Below are 15,225 nucleotides of genomic sequence, written 5' to 3'. Positions count from 1 at the left end.
GCTGAGCCCCGGTCACCCGGTGACCGGGGCTCTTTCACGGGCTGAGGGTCAGATTCCCAGTTCCTTCGCCTCGTGGAGCTTGGCGATGGCCTCCTTGTCGCCGTCCAGCTCCACCTTGGCCGCGCTCTGCCGGCCGTACAGGAACAGCAGCAGCTCCGACGGCTCACCGGTCACCGTCACGACCGGAGCGCCCCGGTGCGCGACCGCGGTCTGGCCGTCCGGGCGGCGCAGCACCAGACCGGTCGGGGCGCCGCGGCCCATCAGCCGGGCGGTGCGCTCCAGACGGGACCACAGGGTGTCCTGGAAGACCGAGTCCAGCTCGCGCGGCGTCCAGTCGGGGCGGGCCCGGCGGACGTCCTCGGTGTGGACGTAGAACTCGACCGTGTTCGACAGCTCCTCGACCTGCTTGAGCTGGAACGGCGAGAAGCGCGGCGGGCCGGTGCGGATGAGCTGGATCAGTTCTTCGTAGGGCTTCTCCGAGAACTCGGCCATCACCCGGTCCAGACGGGACGCGAGCTGCTTGATCAGCAGGCCGCCCGCCGCGTCGGGACGGCGCTCGCGCACCACCACGTGCGCCGCGAGATCGCGGGTGAGCCAGCCCTCGCAGAGGGTGGGGGCCTCCGGACCCTCGGCCTCCAACAGATCGGCGAGGAGAAGTCGTTCACGCTTGGCGAAAGTCGACATGCAGTCAGCCTACGACCGCGCGTCGGGTCCGCCCAGTGGACACCGCGCCGACCCTGTCAGTGGCGCGCGGCACAATGGCAACCATGACCAGCACGCCCCCCGCCAGCAGCCTCGACCCCGAGATCGCCGCGCGCCTCAAGCGCAGCGCCGACGGGCTCGTCCCCGCCATCGCCCAGCAGTACGACACCGGTGAGGTGCTCATGCTCGGCTGGATGGACGACGAGGCACTGCACCGCACGCTCACCACCGGCCGCTGCACCTACTGGTCGCGCAGCCGCCGGGAGTACTGGGTCAAGGGCGACACCTCCGGCCACTTCCAGTGGGTCAGGTCCGTCGCGCTCGACTGCGACGCCGACACCGTGCTGGTCAAGGTCGACCAGGTCGGCGCCGCCTGCCACACCGGAGCCCGCACCTGCTTCGACGCCGACGTCCTGCTCGACCGGGCCTCGAGCGCCGATTCAGACGTACCCGTCTCGGATCAGTAAGGTCAGCCGCCATGGACCTCGAGACCTTCCGCAAGCTGGCCACCGACCGCCGTGTCATCCCCGTCACGCGCAAGCTCCTGGCCGACGGCGACACCCCGGTCGCCCTCTACCGCAAGCTCGCCGCCGAGCGCCCCGGCACCTTCCTGCTGGAGTCCGCGGAGAACGGCCGCTCGTGGTCCCGTTACTCCTTCGTCGGCGTCCGTTCCGCGGCCACCCTCACCGCGCGCGACGGCCAGGCCCACTGGCTCGGCACCGCCCCCGTCGGCGTCCCGGTCGACGGCGACCCGCTGCGTGCCCTGCGCGCCACCATCGAGACCCTGCACACCCCGCACCAGGAGGGCCTGCCGCCCTTCACCGGCGGCATGGTCGGCTATCTCGGCTACGACATCGTCCGCCGCCTGGAGAAGATCGGCCCCGGCGAGCGCGACGACCTGAAGCTCCCCGAGCTGACCATGCTCCTGACCAGCGACCTCGCCGTCATGGACCACTGGGAGGGCTCGGTCCTGCTGATCGCCAACGCGATCAACCACAACGACCTGGACACCGGCGTCGACGAGGCCTACACCGACGCGGTGGCCCGCCTCGACGCCATGGAGGCCGACCTGTCGAGGGCGGTCGCCCAGCCCCCGGCGATCCTCCCGCCGTCCGAGCTGCCCGAGTACACCGCCCTGTGGGGCGGCCCCGACTTCCAGGCGGCCGTCGAGGACGTCAAGGAGCGCATCCGGGCCGGCGAGGCCTTCCAGGTCGTCCCCTCCCAGCGCTTCGAAACCCCCTGCACGGCAAGCGCGTTGGACGTCTACCGGGTCCTCAGGGCCACCAACCCCTCGCCGTACATGTACCTGTTCCGCTTCGACGGCTTCGACGTCGTGGGCTCGTCCCCCGAGGCCCTGGTCAAGGTCGAGGACGGACGGGCCATGGTCCACCCCATCGCCGGCACCCGCTGGCGCGGGGCGACCCCGCAGGAGGACCAGGCCCTCGCCGACGAACTGCTCGCCGACCCCAAGGAGCGCGCCGAGCACCTCATGCTCGTCGACCTGGGCCGCAACGACCTGGGCCGCGTCTGCGAGCCCGGCTCGGTCGAGGTCGTCGACTTCATGTCCGTCGAGCGGTACTCCCACGTGATGCACATCGTCTCCACGGTCACCGGCAGGGTCGCCCAGGGCCGCACCGCCTTCGACGTCCTGACGGCCTGCTTCCCGGCCGGCACCCTCTCCGGCGCGCCGAAGCCCCGCGCCATGCAGATCATCGACGAACTCGAGCCGTCCCGGCGGGGGTTGTACGGCGGCTGCGTCGGCTACCTCGACTTCGCGGGCGACTCCGACACCGCGATCGCCATCCGCACGGCCCTGCTCAGGGACGGCACGGCCTACGTCCAGGCGGGCGCCGGAGTCGTCGCCGACTCCGACCCGGTCGCCGAGGACACCGAGTGCCGGAACAAGGCCGCGGCGGTGCTCCGGGCGGTCCACACGGCGAACCGGCTCGGAAAGTAGGGCGCTTCTCACGGAACCCCGGGTGACCGTTCGCCCGGGGTTCGGGTGATAGTGGGGTACGTGACTGCTGTTCCTCACCCCCGTTCCGAAGCCGCAGGACCCGCCAGGGCCGGCCGCCTCAGTCTTGCCACAGCCCTGCTCTCCGGGGCGCTCGGCGCGGCCGTGGCGCTGCTCGCGACCCGCCAGCAATGGTCCGAGGGCACCGCGACCGTGGCCGGCGGCGCGTTTCCGCTGACCGCCAAGGGCAGTGACGTGACCGGTGTCCCGGCCGCGCTGGCCATAGTGGGCCTCGCCGCGCTGGTCGCCGTCTTCGCCGTACGCAGGGCGGGACGTCACCTGGTGGCCGCCGTGCTCGCGCTCTCCGGGGCGGGGATCGTGGTGGCCGCGCTGATCGGGGCCGGGGACTCCTCCGCGCTCGACGAACAGGCGGCGAAGGCGTCCGGCGACACCTCGGCGACGGTCTCCGCGCTCTCGCACACCGCGTGGCCCTATGTCGCCGTGGTGGGCGGTGCGTTGATTCTTGTGGCCGGGTTGCTCGCTCTTCGGTACGGGCGGTTGTGGCCCGCGATGTCGGGGCGGTACGAGCGGGACGGGGCGCCTCGGGTTCGTCGCAAGCCTGTTGTCGTGGACCCGGATCGGCCCGAGGACATCTGGAAGGCTCTCGACCGTGGGGAAGATCCGACGGGGGCCTAGCGGTCGAGTTCCGGCCGCGGGGCGGTGGGGGCTTGTCGCGCCCGAGCGGCGGTAGCCGCACATCGATACGGCCCCGCGCCCCTGAAGGGCGCGTCCAGGTGACCCCCGAATACATTGCGACCCCGCGTACGGAACAATGGGCGCGGACATCACGTACTTCAGCACCTAGGAGCAAGCAATGGCGGGCAGCAGCCACGGTCACACCCCGGCCGCCTGGACCGGTGTCACTATCGCCTTCATCGGGTTCTGTGTCGCGGGCGCCTTCATGGTGATGGCGCAGCCGGCGGGCTTCTGGGCCGGTATGGCGATCGTGGTCGTCGGCGGTGTCGTCGGCTGGATCATGAGCGCGATGGGGATGGGCATGCCCAAGGACGCCCACAAGCCGCTCGTCACCTCGCAGCCCGAGCGGGCGGAAGCCAAGAGCTGACACGCGGACGAACCTCGTGGAGGGGCGGCCCGGTGAAATCGCCGGAGCCGCCCCTCACGCGTTCGACGGAAGGGCGGGGGAGAATGCCAGACGTGAACGCCGACAGTGAGCGAGCGACGTCCCGGACCGGCCCGCTGGGACGCCTGGCCGTCCCGGGCGGGATCCTCGCGGTCGTCGCCGGGGCCTTCGCGTACGTGGGGACCGTGGACCCCAACCAGCCGGGCCACTACCCCGTCTGCCCGCTCTACCTGCTCACCGGCCTCTACTGCCCCGGCTGCGGCGGTCTGCGCAGTGCGCACGCGTTCATCCACGGCGACTTCCTGGGCGCCCTCCAGGACAACGCGATGGCCGTTGTGGGCTATCTGGGCTTCGCCGTGCTGTGGACCGTCTGGGTGGTCCGTGCGGCGCGGGGACGGCCGCTGAACCTGGGTCTCGGACCGGTGCACCTGTGGACGGCGGGGACATTGCTGCTGGTCTTCACGGTTGTCCGGAACCTGCCGTTCGGTGGCTGGCTTCATCCTTGATCAACTGGTGAACGTCCAGGTAGTGGGACCGGCGTCAACCGGATGCGAGGGCTACGCCCTCCTGCGGATACCATCGCAGTGACCACCTGTTTTCACCGGTCGCTGGAACTGTCAACCGTCTGGAAGGGGGCCGCTCGCGTGAGTGTGCTCGACGAGATCATCGACGGAGTCCGTGCCGACCTCGCGGAGCGGCAGGCGCGCGTCAGCCTCGACGAGCTCAAGGAGCGCGCGGCGAAGGCTCCCGCGGCCAAGGACGGCGTGGCCGCCCTCCGCGGCGACGGCGTCAAGGTCATCTGCGAGGTCAAGCGCTCCAGCCCCTCCAAGGGCGCGCTGGCCGCCATCGCCGACCCGGCGGGCCTGGCCGCGGACTACGAGGCGGGCGGCGCGGCCGTCATCTCCGTCCTCACCGAACAGCGCCGCTTCGGCGGCTCGCTGGCCGACCTGGAGGCCGTCCGCGCGCGCGTGGACATCCCGGTCCTGCGCAAGGACTTCATCGTCACGTCGTACCAGCTCTGGGAGGCCCGGGCCTACGGCGCCGACCTCGCGCTGCTCATCGTCGCGGCCCTGGAGCAGCCCGCCCTGGAGTCCCTGATCGAGCGTGCCGAGTCCATCGGGCTCACCCCGATCGTCGAGGTCCACGACGAGGACGAGGTCGAGCGCGCGGTGGACGCCGGCGCGAAGATCATCGGCGTCAACGCGCGTAACCTCAAGACCCTTGAGGTCGACCGCGGCACCTTCGAGCGCGTCGCCCCCGAGATCCCGGCCGGCCTGGTCAAGGTCGCCGAGTCCGGCGTCCGCGGCCCCCACGACCTCATCGCCTACGCCAACGCCGGCGCCGACGCGGTCCTGGTCGGCGAGTCCCTGGTCACGGGCAAGGACCCGAAGACGGCGGTCGCCGACCTGGTGGCGGCGGGCGAGCATCCCGCTCTCCGGCACGGCCGCGGCTGATCTCCCGCTAGGCTTGCCCCGATGAACCTCACGACGACAACCACGGACAGGTACGCCCGCCTCGCGCGCGGCTGCCGCCCCCGTGGTTGCCGCGCGCCCGCACGCAGGGTGCATGGCCGTCGGGTTCGGTATGTCATCGGAGACGAACCCGGACAGGTGAACGGGCAGCGATGGCGGGTTTTCAGGGGCGCGGGGAACTGCGCGACCAGCCACGGACGACCTGAGGCCGTCTGACCCCCTGTGCCCCCACGGCGATCAGTGTTCTTTCCACGCACTCACCGTGAGGTTTCCGCATGCCCAGCCAGTTCTTCATCCCCGACCCCGAGGGTCAAGTCCCAAGCCCCGAAGGCTACTTCGGCGACTACGGCGGCAAGTTCATCCCGGAGGCCCTCGTGGCCGCCGTAGACGAGGTCGCCGTCGAGTACGACAAGGCCAAGCACGACCCCGAGTTCGCCCGCGAACTCGACGACCTGCTGGTCCACTACACCGGCCGCCCCAGCTCCCTCACCGAGGTGCCGAGGTTCGCCGAACACGCCGGTGGCGCGAGGATCTTCCTGAAGCGGGAGGACCTCAACCACACCGGCTCCCACAAGATCAACAACGTTCTCGGCCAGGCCCTGCTCACCAAGCGCATGGGCAAGACCCGGGTGATCGCCGAGACCGGCGCCGGTCAGCACGGTGTCGCGACCGCCACCGCCTGCGCGCTGTTCGGCCTCGACTGCACGATCTACATGGGCGAGATCGACACCCAGCGCCAGGCCCTCAACGTGGCCCGGATGCGCATGCTCGGCGCCGAGGTCATCGCCGTGAAGTCCGGCAGCCGCACGCTGAAGGACGCGATCAACGAGGCGTTCCGCGACTGGGTCGCCAACGTCGACCGCACGCACTACCTCTTCGGCACGGTCGCCGGCCCGCACCCCTTCCCGGCCATGGTCCGCGACTTCCACCGCGTGATCGGCGTCGAGGCCCGCCGCCAGCTCCTGGAGCGGGCCGGCCGGCTCCCCGACGCGGCCGTCGCCTGCGTCGGCGGCGGCTCCAACGCCATCGGCCTCTTCCACGCCTTCATCCCCGACACGGACGTACGCCTCATCGGCTGCGAGCCCGCCGGGCACGGTGTGGAGACCGGCGAGCACGCGGCGACCCTGACCGCGGGCGAGCCCGGCATCCTGCACGGCTCCCGCTCCTACGTCCTCCAGGACGAGGAGGGCCAGATCACCGAGCCGTACTCCATCTCGGCCGGTCTGGACTACCCGGGCATCGGCCCCGAGCACTCCTACCTCAAGGACTCCGGCCGCGGCGAGTACCGCGCGGTCACCGACGACGCGGCCATGCAGGCCCTGCGCCTGCTGTCCCGCACCGAGGGCATCATCCCGGCCATCGAGAGCGCCCACGCGCTGGCCGGTGCGCTGGAGGTCGGCAAGGAGCTGGGCAAGGACGGGCTGATCGTCGTCAACCTGTCCGGGCGCGGCGACAAGGACATGGACACGGCCGCCCGCTACTTCGGGCTCTACGACACCGACGCGGCCGTCGCGGCGGACGAGGCCGGTACCGGCGCGGAGATCGAGGGGGACGCCAAGTGAGCGGGAACATCCAGCTGTTGAGCGACACCCTGGCCGCCGCCAAGGCGGAGGGCCGGTCCGCGCTCATCGCCTACCTCCCGGCCGGGTTCCCGACCGTGGACGGCGGCATCGAGGCGATCAAGGCCGCCTTCGACGGCGGTGCGGACGTCGTCGAGGTGGGTCTGCCGCACAGCGACCCCGTCCTCGACGGTCCCGTCATCCAGACCGCCGACGACATCGCCCTGCGCGGCGGCGTCAAGATCGCCGACGTCATGCGGACGGTGAAGGAGACCCACGCGGCCACCGGGAAGCCGGTGCTCGTGATGACCTACTGGAACCCCATCGACCGCTACGGCGTCGAGCGGTTCACCGCGGAGCTCGCGGAGGCGGGGGGCGCCGGGTGCATCCTGCCCGACCTGCCCGTGCAGGAGTCGGCGCTGTGGAGGGAGCACGCTCAGAAGCACGGTCTCGCCACCGTCTTCGTCGTGGCGCCCAGCAGCAAGGACGGGCGGCTCGCCGAGATCACCGCGGCGGGCAGCGGGTTCGTGTACGCCGCCTCGCTGATGGGCGTCACGGGCACGCGCGAGTCGGTCGGGGCGCAGGCCCAGGACCTCGTCGAGCGGACCCGGGCCGCCGGTGCCGGTACGGACCTGCCCGTCTGTGTCGGGCTCGGCGTCTCCAACGCCGGGCAGGCCGCCGAGGTGGCCGGCTTCGCCGACGGGGTGATCGTCGGCTCGGCCTTCGTCAAGCGGATGCTGGACGCGCCGGACGACAAGGCCGGCGTCGAGGCCGTCCGCGAACTCGCGGGCGAGCTGGCGAAGGGTGTGCGCCGACAGGCGTAGTTCCCCGGGCGCCTGTCATGGCACAACGGAGAATTCGGTCACTCGAACGGGTGGACCTGAGGCCGGGGAGGCGCGGTGCGCCTCCCCGGTTCGTTCTGCGGGTGTGAGCGAGAAGAACCGTGAGGGAAAGCGCACCGCCCGCGAGCGGCTGGCGGAGGAGCGCGAGAAGCAGAAGTCCGCTGAGAAGCGGCGCCGAGTGCTGATCGTGGGCGCGAGTGTCGTCTGCGTGCTGGGGCTCGCGGCGGTGATCGGCGTCGTCGTGGCGAACTCCGGCAAGGGCGACAAGGACAGCGAGGCCTCGGGCCCGGTCGTGGCGCCCTCGGGGGCCAACGGCCAGGACAGCCTCGCCATCCCGGTCGGCAAGGAGAGCGCCAAGTCCACGCTCGTCGTCTGGGAGGACTTCCGCTGCCCGGCCTGCAAGGCCTTCGAGGCGGCGTACCGGCCGACGATCCACGAGCTCACCGAGTCCGGCAAGCTCAAGGTCGAGTACCACCTGGCCACGATCATCGACGGCAACATGCGCGGCACCGGCTCCCGCAACGCGGCCAACGCCGCGGCCTGCGCCCAGGACGCCGGGAAGTTCACGGGGTACCACGACGTGCTCTACGAGAACCAGCCCGACGAAACCGACGACGCCTACGCCGAGACCAGCAAGCTCCTCGAACTGGCGAAGAAGGTCGACGGACTCGACACGGCCACCTTCCGCACCTGTGTCGAGAAGGGCACCCACAACACCTGGGTCGACAAGTCCGCGGCGGCCTTCCGTAACGGCGGGTTCTCGGGCACCCCGACCGTCCTGCTCGACGGCGCGAACATCTACCAGGACCAGACGATGACCCCGGCGAAGCTGAAGCAGCAGGTGGAGGCCGCCAACAAGGGGTGACAGCCGGTAAGGCGGCGGGCCGGCATTCACACCCGCCTGTTATGGACCCGTTGCCGGGCCGCCTGCCGTGGGCCCGGCCCGGCAGGGTAGCGTCGACCCTGCCATGGAAATTGCCTACATTCCCAGTCCGTCGCGCGGGGTGATCCACCTCGGTCCCATCCCGCTGCGTGGCTACGCGTTCTGCATCATCATCGGCGTCTTCGTAGCCGTCTGGCTCGGCAACAAGCGCTGGATCGCCCGTGGCGGGCGGGCCGGCACGGTGGCCGACATCGCGGTCTGGGCCGTGCCGTTCGGTCTGCTCGGCGGTCGCCTCTACCACGTGATCACGGACTACGAGCTGTACTTCAGCGAGGGCCGTGACTGGGTGGACGCCTTCAAGGTCTGGGAGGGCGGCCTCGGCATCTGGGGCGCGATCGCGCTCGGCGCGGTCGGCGCGTGGATCGGCTGCCGCCGCCGGGGCATCCCGCTGCCCGCCTACGCCGACGCCATCGCACCCGGTATCGCCCTCGCGCAGGCGATCGGCCGCTGGGGCAACTGGTTCAACCAGGAGCTGTACGGGCGCGAGACGGATCTCCCGTGGGCCCTGCACATCACGTCCTCCACGGACGGGCGGGTGCCGGGGTACTACCACCCGACGTTCCTGTACGAGTCGCTGTGGTGCGTCGGTGTCGCGTTCCTGGTCATCTGGGCCGACCGGCGCTTCAAGCTGGGCCACGGCCGGGCGTTCGCGCTGTACGTCGCGTCGTACTGCGTAGGCCGCTTCTGGATCGAGTACCTCCGCGTCGACGACGCCCACCACATCCTCGGCCTGCGGCTCAACAACTGGACCGCGCTGCTCGTGTTCCTGCTCGCCGTCGTCTACATGGTGGTGTCGGCGAAGAAGCGGCCCGGGCGGGAAGAGGTCGTGGAGCCGGGGGCCGACGGTGACGGTGAGGACGGTGAGGACGGCGGAAAGGCCGACTCCCAGTCCGACGCCGACGCTGACTCCGACACCGGCGCTGACACCGACTCGGACTCCGACGCGGTGAAGGCCGAGGCCAAGGACGAGACCAAGGACGAGGCCGAGTCCGCGAAGAAGACCTGACGGCCGGCTGTACGTGGACGAAGGGCGCCCCGGGATCTCCGGGGCGCCCTTCGTCGTGTCAGCTCAGCGAGGGGTGCCGGCCAGGGAGAGGGTTCTGCGGGCTGCCGCCACGACGGCCGCGTCGATGAAGGTGCCGTTCTCCAGTGCCTGGGCGCCTTCGTTCGTCGTGGCTGCCTTGATGACGGTCTCCGCCTGTTCGATCTCCTCCTCCGTGGGGCGGTACGCGCTCTCGATCACCGGGAGTTGGCGGGGGTGGATGGCGGCTCGGCCCAGGAAGCCCAGGGCGCGGCCGTGGGCGCAGCCGGCCTTCAGGCCGTCCAGGTCGCGGGTGTCCGGGTGGACCGACTGCGGTGGGGGAGGCAGGGCCGCGGCCCGGGCGGCGGCGACGACCCGGGCGCGGGACCAGTCCAGGCCGGTGTCGTGTCGTACGCCCAGGTCGGCTCGTAGGTCCGCCTCGCCGAGGGCGATGCCTCGCAGGGCGGGGTGGGCGGTGGCGATCTCGTAGGCGCGCTCGATGCCGAGGGCCGTTTCCAGGAGGGCGTACAGGGGCGGGGCGCCGCCTTCCGCCGGGGCCGCCGTCTCCGCGACGCGGGTGATCTGGGCGGGCGAGATGACCTTGGGCAGACGCAGGCCGGAGACTCCGGGCAGGGGGGCCATCGCGGTCAGGTCGGCTTGGGCGAGGGGGCCGTCGAGGGCGTTCACCCTGACGTGGACCGGGACCGGCTGGGGCTCGGTGAGGCGCTCGGCGGTGGCCTCGCGGGCGTAGGCCTTCCGGTCGGGGGCCACCGCGTCCTCCAGGTCGATCACCACGACGTCGGCGCCGGACACGAGCGCCTTGTCCACCACGTGCGGGCGGTCGCCGGGGGCGTAGAGCCAGGTGAGGGGGTGTGGGCTCACGGGGCGTCCTTCGTGCGTGGGGCGGTCAACTTGGTTTTGGTCAGGTCCGGTTCGGTGAGGGGGGCGCCGGGGGCGTAGAGCCAGGTGAGGGGGTGGGGGCTCACAGGGCGCCCTCCGTGCGCAGGGCCGTCAGGTCGGCTTCCGTCAGGCCCAGTTCGGTCAGGATCTCGTTCGTGTCGGCGCCGTGCGGGCGGCCTGCCCAGCGGATCGCGCCGGGGGTGGCGGAGAGGCGGAAGAGGACGTTCTGCATGCGCAGGGGGCCGAGTTCGGGGTCGTCGACCGTGGTGACGGTGTCGAGGGCCCGGTACTGCGGGTCGGTCATCACCTCGCGGATGTCCTGGATGGGGGCGACCGCGGCCTCCGCCTTCTCGAAGGCCGCGAGGACCTCGTCGCGGGGGCGTTCGGCGATCCAGGAGCCGACCGCCGCGTCGAGGACGTCCGCGTGTTCCGCTCGCTGCGCGCCCGACGCGAACCACGGTTCGTCGATCAGCTCCGGGCGGCCGACCAGGCGCATCACGCGTTCCGCGATCGACTGGGCCGAGGTGGAGACGGCGACCCAACTGCCGTCCGCCGTGCGGTAGGTGTTGCGCGGGGCGTTGTTGGCGGAGCGGTTGCCGGTGCGCTCCTGGACGTGGCCGAGCTGGTCGTACCAGGTCGGCTGGGGGCCGAGGACCGTCAGGATCGGTTCGATGATCGCCATGTCGACGACCTGGCCCTCGCCGGTGCGGTCGCGGGCCGCGAGCGCGGTCATGACGGCGTACGCCGTGGCCAGGCCCGCGATGGAGTCGGCGAGGCCGAAGGGCGGCAGGACCGGGGGCGCGTCCGGTTCGCCGGTGATCGCCGCGAAGCCACTCATCGCCTCGGCGAGGGTGCCGAAGCCGGGACGGCGGGAGGAGGGACCGAACTGGCCGAAGCCGGTGACCCGGGCGAGGACCAGACCGGGGTTGACGGCTTGCAGCTCCGGCCAGCCCAGGTCCCACTTCTCCAGGGTGCCGGGACGGAAGTTCTCGATGACGACGTCCGCGGTCTCGGCGAGGCGGAGGAAGGTGGTACGGCCGCCCGGCTTGGAGAGGTCGAGGGTGATCGTGTGCTTGTTGCGGCCCAGCAGCTTCCACCACAGGCCGATGCCGTCCTTCGAGGGGCCGTGGCCGCGGGAGGGGTCGGGCCGGGTCGGGTGCTCGATCTTGACGACCTCCGCGCCGAAGTCGCCGAGCATGGTGGCGGCGAGGGGGCCGGCGAAGAGGGTGGCCACGTCGAGCACGCGCAGGCCGTCGAGGGGTGTCCGGGTCATGACGTGTACCCCGCCTCGATCTCGGAGCGGTACGGCATCGAGGCCGACGCGCCCGCCCGCTGGACGGACAGGGCCGCCGCCGCGGCGGCCCAGGACATCGCCTCCCGGATCGGGCGTTCCTCCCCGAGGGCGACCGCGAGCGCGCCCACGTAGGTGTCGCCCGCGCCCGTGGAGTCCACCGCGGTGACCCGGGGCGCGGGGACGGCGAGCGGCTCGGCGTCCCGGGTCAGGTAGAGGCTGCCCGCCGCGCCCAGGGTGATCACCACACGGGGGACGCGGTCGAGGAGGGCGGCGCCCGCGGCGAACGGGTCGGCGAGGCCGGTCAGGGTGGCCGCCTCGTGCTCGTTGGGGACCAACAGGTCGGTGGCGGCGAGGAGTTCGGGCGGCAGCGGCTGGGCCGGCGCGGGCGTCAGGACCGTACGGACGCCGTGGGCGCGGGCGGCCTCGGCGCCTGCCAGGACCGCCTTCAGGGGGATCTCCAGCTGGAGGAGGAGGGCGTCGGCGGAGGCGATCAGGCCCTCGTCGCCGGGGGCGAGGTGGTCGACGGTGCCGTTGGCGCCGGGGATCACGACGATCGAGTTGCCGCCCTCGTCGTCCACGACGATGTGCGCGGTGCCGGAGGGGCCCTCGACCGTGCGGAGGTGGTCGGTGGTCACGCCGGAGTGTTCCAGGGTGGAGCGCAGCCGGGTGCCGAAGGAGTCGTTGCCGACCGCGCCGATCATCGAGACGGTGGCGCCGGCGCGGGCCGCGGCGATCGCCTGGTTGGCGCCCTTGCCGCCGGGGACCGTACGGAACTCCCGGCCGGTGACGGTCTCTCCGCGGAGCGGTGCCTTCTCGACGTAGGCGACCAGGTCCATGTTCGTGCTGCCGAGTACGGCGATGTGGGTCATGGGCTGGGGGTCTCCATGAGGTCTTTCGTGAGGTGGGCCAGGGTGTCGAAGCCGGTGCCGTCGAAGTCGGCGACGGAGGTGGCCAGGCGGTTCTTGAGCGGGGCGGTCCAGTGGACGGGGAGGTTGTCGGGGCTGCCGACGAGGAGACCGGCGATGCTTCCCGCCGTGGCGCCGTTGGAGTCGGTGTCCCAACCGCCGCTCACCGCCTTGGTGATGGAGGCGGTGAAGTCGCCGTCCGCGTGCGTGAGGGCGGCGGCGATCAGGGCGGTGTTGGGGATCGCGTGGACCCAGTGGTGGGTCTCGGCGTGGGTGGCGTGGAGTTCGTCCACGACGGTGTCGAAGTCGGTGTGCCGCTCGGCCAGTCGGACGGCGTGGGTGATCGCCTTGTGCAGGCGGGAGTTCGGGGGGATCACGGTGAGGCCGGTGCGGAGGCAGGTGTGGATGTCGGGAGTCGTCGTCGCCTCCGCGATCACGGCCGCCGTGAACATCGCCGCGTAGACGCCGTTCGCCGTGTGGGTGAGGGTGGCGTCGCGGTGGGCCTGTTCGGCCGCGGCGGCCGGGGCGCCGGGGTTGGTCCAGCCGTGGACGTCGGCGCGGATCAGGGCGCCGATCCATTCGCGGAAGGGGTTGCGGTGGCGGGCCGTTCGCGGGGGTTCCAGGCCCTGGAGGAGGTTGCGGTAGGCGATGCGTTCCGCTGTGAACGTGCGGCCTGCCGGGAGTTCGTCGAGCCAGAGCTTGGCCACGTCGGTGGTGGTGAAGTGTCTGCCGTGGCGTCGCAGCAACAGGACGTTCAGGAGGGGGTAGTTGAGGTCGTCGTCCTCCGGCATGCCGTCGATGTTCTCGGCCAGGGAGGTGGGTGCCGAGCGGCGGTTCCAGGGGTGGGCGGTGAGGAGGTCCGGGGGGACGCCTCTTGCTGTGAAGTAGGTGTTCAGGGGCCAGTTGCCGGTGGACTGGGCGAGTTGGCGGATGGCGTCGAGGGGCAGCTTCTCCACTGGTTTGCCCAGGAGGCAGCCTGCCGCTCTGCCCAGCCAGGCTGCTTCCAGGGCGGCACGGGTGGGGGCTGCCCCGGTGGGGCCGCGGTCCGCGGCTTGTGTCAGAGCGGGACAGAGTGCCTTGATCTTCGCGAGGTCGGTGGGCTCTTGGTCGGCCGATTTGCTTGGCAGGTCAGCGAGTTCGTCCAGCAGGTCTTCTGCCAGCTGCCTCAGATAGCGGGACGCCGGGTCCGGTGAGGCGCCCGCTCTCGTCGGGGCCTCCTGTCCTCCCGCCGCCCTCCATCTCGCCGCGATCGCCGAGGGCTCCCGGCCGTCCTGGGTCGCCTGGTGGAGTTCGTGGCCGAGCAGGTCCTCCGGTTGGACCCAGGTCAGTCGGAGCATCCTGGGCCTCCGAGGGCGGTGAAGGCCGACTCGTGGGCTCTGCGGCGGCGTACGTCCCGTTCGAAGATCTCCCGCGCCACGGCGGTCAGGGCCGTCGCCGGTTCCCAGAGGTCCAGACGGCTCGCCTCCGCGACCTGCTTCGACCAGTCCTCCGGGACCGGGGAGCCCAGGGCGCCCGCCATCGCGCCGGCCATGGTGGCGATCGAGTCGCAGTCCCTGCCGTAGTTCACCGCGCCGAGGACGGCGTGCCGGTAGTCGCCCCCGGCCACCAGCAACATGCCCAGGGCGATGGGGAGTTCCTCGATCGTGTGCATGCGGGAGGGGCGGCGGGCGGCGAGGGAGGGGGCGCGGTAGTCGGGGCCGACGGTGTCGTAGGGAGCGACGGCGTCCCGCAGCGGTCGTAGGGCCGATTCGAAGTCCGTGTGGTGACCGGCCACTTCGCAGACCCGCTCGATCGCCGTCCGCGTGCCGTCCTTCGCCAGCCGCAGACAGGCCGTCACGACCGAGTCCGGGGTCGCGTCCGGTTCGCACGCCGCCGCCACCGCCGCCGCCAAGACGGCCGCCGCCTCCCTGCCGTACGACGACTGGTGGGCGGCCGCGATGTCCAGGGCCTCGGTGTAGGCGGCCCTCGGATCGGCCGCGTTCACCAGGCCCACCGGGGCCATGTACATCGCCGCGCCGCAGTTGACGATGTTGCCCACGCCCGCCTCCCTCGGGTCGACATGGCCGTAGTGGAGGCGGGCGACCAGCCACTTCTCCGCGAGGAAGACGCGGTGCAGGGGGAGGGCCTCCGCCTCCAGTTCCGGGATCCAGCGTGGGTTCGTCATGAGGTCGGGGACCAGGTGGTCGGCGATCGCGTAGGCGTCGAGGTGGTCGCGGACCTCGGCGTAGACCCTGATCAGCGCGTGGGTCATCAAGGTGTCGTCGGTGACGTGGCCGTCGCCCTTGTGGTACGGCGCGATGGGGCGGGCGGTGCGCCAGGCGTCGCCGTTCCAGGGGCCGACGACGCCGTGAACGCGGCCGGCGTGGCGTTCGAGGATCTGGTCGGGGGAGTAGCCCTCGACGGGGCCGCCGAGGGCGTCGCCCACCGCCGCGCCGACGAGGGCTCCTGTGATGCGTTCCGAGAGGCTGCTTTCTTCATTTTTGGGCGTCATG

General features: G+C 71.7%; 16 protein-coding genes. 10 read left to right on the top strand and 6 right to left on the bottom strand.

The genetic code is table 11. The annotated features are described in order from the left end of the window. Positions 1-48: 48 nt before the first annotated feature. Positions 49-684 (bottom strand): TIGR03085 family metal-binding protein, encoded by a 636-nt coding sequence (locus G3I78_RS21450; RefSeq protein ID WP_164426963.1) that lies wholly within the window; start codon positions 682-684, stop codon positions 49-51. A gap of 83 nt (positions 685-767) precedes the next feature. Between G3I78_RS21450 and hisI the strand changes: the two genes are divergently transcribed. The 10 genes from hisI to lgt all read left to right on the top strand — a co-directional run bounded on the left by hisI (position 768) and on the right by lgt (position 9,619). Next, a complete protein-coding gene (hisI, locus tag G3I78_RS21445; RefSeq protein WP_164426961.1) occupies positions 768-1,169 on the top strand; it encodes a phosphoribosyl-AMP cyclohydrolase in 402 nt (133 codons plus the stop codon). A gap of 11 nt (positions 1,170-1,180) precedes the next feature. Then, on the top strand, positions 1,181-2,659 hold the full coding sequence (locus tag G3I78_RS21440) for an anthranilate synthase component I (RefSeq protein WP_164426959.1): 1,479 nt from the start codon (positions 1,181-1,183) through the stop codon (positions 2,657-2,659). 51 nt (positions 2,660-2,710) lie between these two features. Continuing rightward, positions 2,711-3,352, top strand: a complete 642-nt coding sequence (locus tag G3I78_RS21435; protein WP_164426957.1) for a TIGR02234 family membrane protein — start codon at positions 2,711-2,713, stop codon at positions 3,350-3,352. Positions 3,353-3,530: 178 nt separating this feature from the next. Further along, positions 3,531-3,779 carry an HGxxPAAW family protein gene (locus tag G3I78_RS21430; protein ID WP_164426955.1) on the top strand — a complete coding sequence of 83 codons (249 nt, stop codon included), beginning with the start codon at positions 3,531-3,533 and terminating at the stop codon, positions 3,777-3,779. A gap of 83 nt (positions 3,780-3,862) precedes the next feature. Then, positions 3,863-4,303, top strand: coding sequence for a DUF2752 domain-containing protein (locus G3I78_RS21425; RefSeq protein ID WP_164426953.1), 441 nt, complete (start codon positions 3,863-3,865; stop codon positions 4,301-4,303). Positions 4,304-4,441: 138 nt separating this feature from the next. Then, the gene (trpC, locus tag G3I78_RS21420) at positions 4,442-5,251 is read left to right on the top strand and encodes an indole-3-glycerol phosphate synthase TrpC (protein WP_164426951.1); all 810 of its coding nucleotides are present in this window, start codon (positions 4,442-4,444) and stop codon (positions 5,249-5,251) included. A 293-nt stretch (positions 5,252-5,544) separates the two neighbouring features. Next, the gene (gene trpB / locus G3I78_RS21410; RefSeq protein WP_164426947.1) at positions 5,545-6,831 is read left to right on the top strand and encodes a tryptophan synthase subunit beta; all 1,287 of its coding nucleotides are present in this window, start codon (positions 5,545-5,547) and stop codon (positions 6,829-6,831) included. Continuing rightward, complete coding sequence (gene trpA / locus G3I78_RS21405) at positions 6,828-7,652, top strand: tryptophan synthase subunit alpha (RefSeq protein ID WP_164426945.1); 825 nt, start codon at positions 6,828-6,830, stop codon at positions 7,650-7,652. The genes trpB and trpA overlap by 4 nt, the downstream gene beginning before the upstream one ends. A gap of 103 nt (positions 7,653-7,755) precedes the next feature. After that, positions 7,756-8,535 (top strand): thioredoxin domain-containing protein, encoded by a 780-nt coding sequence (locus G3I78_RS21400; RefSeq protein WP_164426943.1) that lies wholly within the window; start codon positions 7,756-7,758, stop codon positions 8,533-8,535. 103 nt (positions 8,536-8,638) lie between these two features. Further along, positions 8,639-9,619, top strand: coding sequence for a prolipoprotein diacylglyceryl transferase (gene lgt, locus G3I78_RS21395; RefSeq protein ID WP_164426941.1), 981 nt, complete (start codon positions 8,639-8,641; stop codon positions 9,617-9,619). A gap of 63 nt (positions 9,620-9,682) precedes the next feature. Here the strand turns inward: lgt and G3I78_RS21390 are convergent, their stop codons facing one another. The 5 genes from G3I78_RS21390 to G3I78_RS21370 form a co-directional block, all read right to left on the bottom strand. Beyond that, positions 9,683-10,516 (bottom strand): CoA ester lyase, encoded by an 834-nt coding sequence (locus tag G3I78_RS21390; protein WP_164426939.1) that lies wholly within the window; start codon positions 10,514-10,516, stop codon positions 9,683-9,685. Positions 10,517-10,616: 100 nt separating this feature from the next. Further along, positions 10,617-11,807, bottom strand: a complete 1,191-nt coding sequence (locus tag G3I78_RS21385) for a CoA transferase (protein WP_164426937.1) — start codon at positions 11,805-11,807, stop codon at positions 10,617-10,619. Next, positions 11,804-12,697: a ribokinase gene (gene rbsK, locus G3I78_RS21380; RefSeq protein ID WP_164426935.1), complete on the bottom strand. Its 894-nt coding sequence runs from the start codon at positions 12,695-12,697 to the stop codon at positions 11,804-11,806. The genes G3I78_RS21385 and rbsK overlap by 4 nt, the downstream gene beginning before the upstream one ends. Continuing rightward, positions 12,694-14,070: an ADP-ribosylglycohydrolase family protein gene (locus G3I78_RS21375; RefSeq protein WP_164426933.1), complete on the bottom strand. Its 1,377-nt coding sequence runs from the start codon at positions 14,068-14,070 to the stop codon at positions 12,694-12,696. The genes rbsK and G3I78_RS21375 overlap by 4 nt, the downstream gene beginning before the upstream one ends. Next, entirely contained in the window at positions 14,058-15,224 is a 1,167-nt protein-coding gene (locus G3I78_RS21370) for an ADP-ribosylglycohydrolase family protein (RefSeq protein WP_164426931.1), read from the bottom strand. Before G3I78_RS21370 ends, G3I78_RS21375 begins: the two co-directional genes overlap by 13 nt. Between the last annotated feature and the right edge of the window lies 1 nt (position 15,225).

The sequence above is a fragment of the Streptomyces sp. SID13726 genome, from assembly GCF_010548375.1.
Lineage (GTDB): Bacteria > Actinomycetota > Actinomycetes > Streptomycetales > Streptomycetaceae > Streptomyces.
This window is presented reverse-complemented; position numbering and strand designations above follow the sequence as displayed.

Bases quoted from the DNA above. Each gene is read 5' to 3' on its own strand.
- G3I78_RS21440 (WP_164426959.1), top strand. From the start codon at position 1,181: ATGGACCTCGAGACCTTCCGCAAGCTGGCCACCGACCGCCGTGTCATC.
- lgt (WP_164426941.1), top strand. From the start codon at position 8,639: ATGGAAATTGCCTACATTCCCAGTCCGTCGCGCGGGGTGATCCACCTC.
- G3I78_RS21375 (WP_164426933.1), bottom strand. From the start codon at position 14,070: ATGCTCCGACTGACCTGGGTCCAACCGGAGGACCTGCTCGGCCACGAA.
- G3I78_RS21450 (WP_164426963.1), bottom strand. From the start codon at position 684: ATGTCGACTTTCGCCAAGCGTGAACGACTTCTCCTCGCCGATCTGTTG.
- G3I78_RS21370 (WP_164426931.1), bottom strand. From the start codon at position 15,224: ATGACGCCCAAAAATGAAGAAAGCAGCCTCTCGGAACGCATCACAGGA.
- G3I78_RS21430 (WP_164426955.1), top strand. From the start codon at position 3,531: ATGGCGGGCAGCAGCCACGGTCACACCCCGGCCGCCTGGACCGGTGTC.
- G3I78_RS21425 (WP_164426953.1), top strand. From the start codon at position 3,863: ATGCCAGACGTGAACGCCGACAGTGAGCGAGCGACGTCCCGGACCGGC.
- hisI (WP_164426961.1), top strand. From the start codon at position 768: ATGACCAGCACGCCCCCCGCCAGCAGCCTCGACCCCGAGATCGCCGCG.
- G3I78_RS21385 (WP_164426937.1), bottom strand. From the start codon at position 11,807: ATGACCCGGACACCCCTCGACGGCCTGCGCGTGCTCGACGTGGCCACC.
- trpB (WP_164426947.1), top strand. From the start codon at position 5,545: ATGCCCAGCCAGTTCTTCATCCCCGACCCCGAGGGTCAAGTCCCAAGC.
- rbsK (WP_164426935.1), bottom strand. From the start codon at position 12,697: ATGACCCACATCGCCGTACTCGGCAGCACGAACATGGACCTGGTCGCC.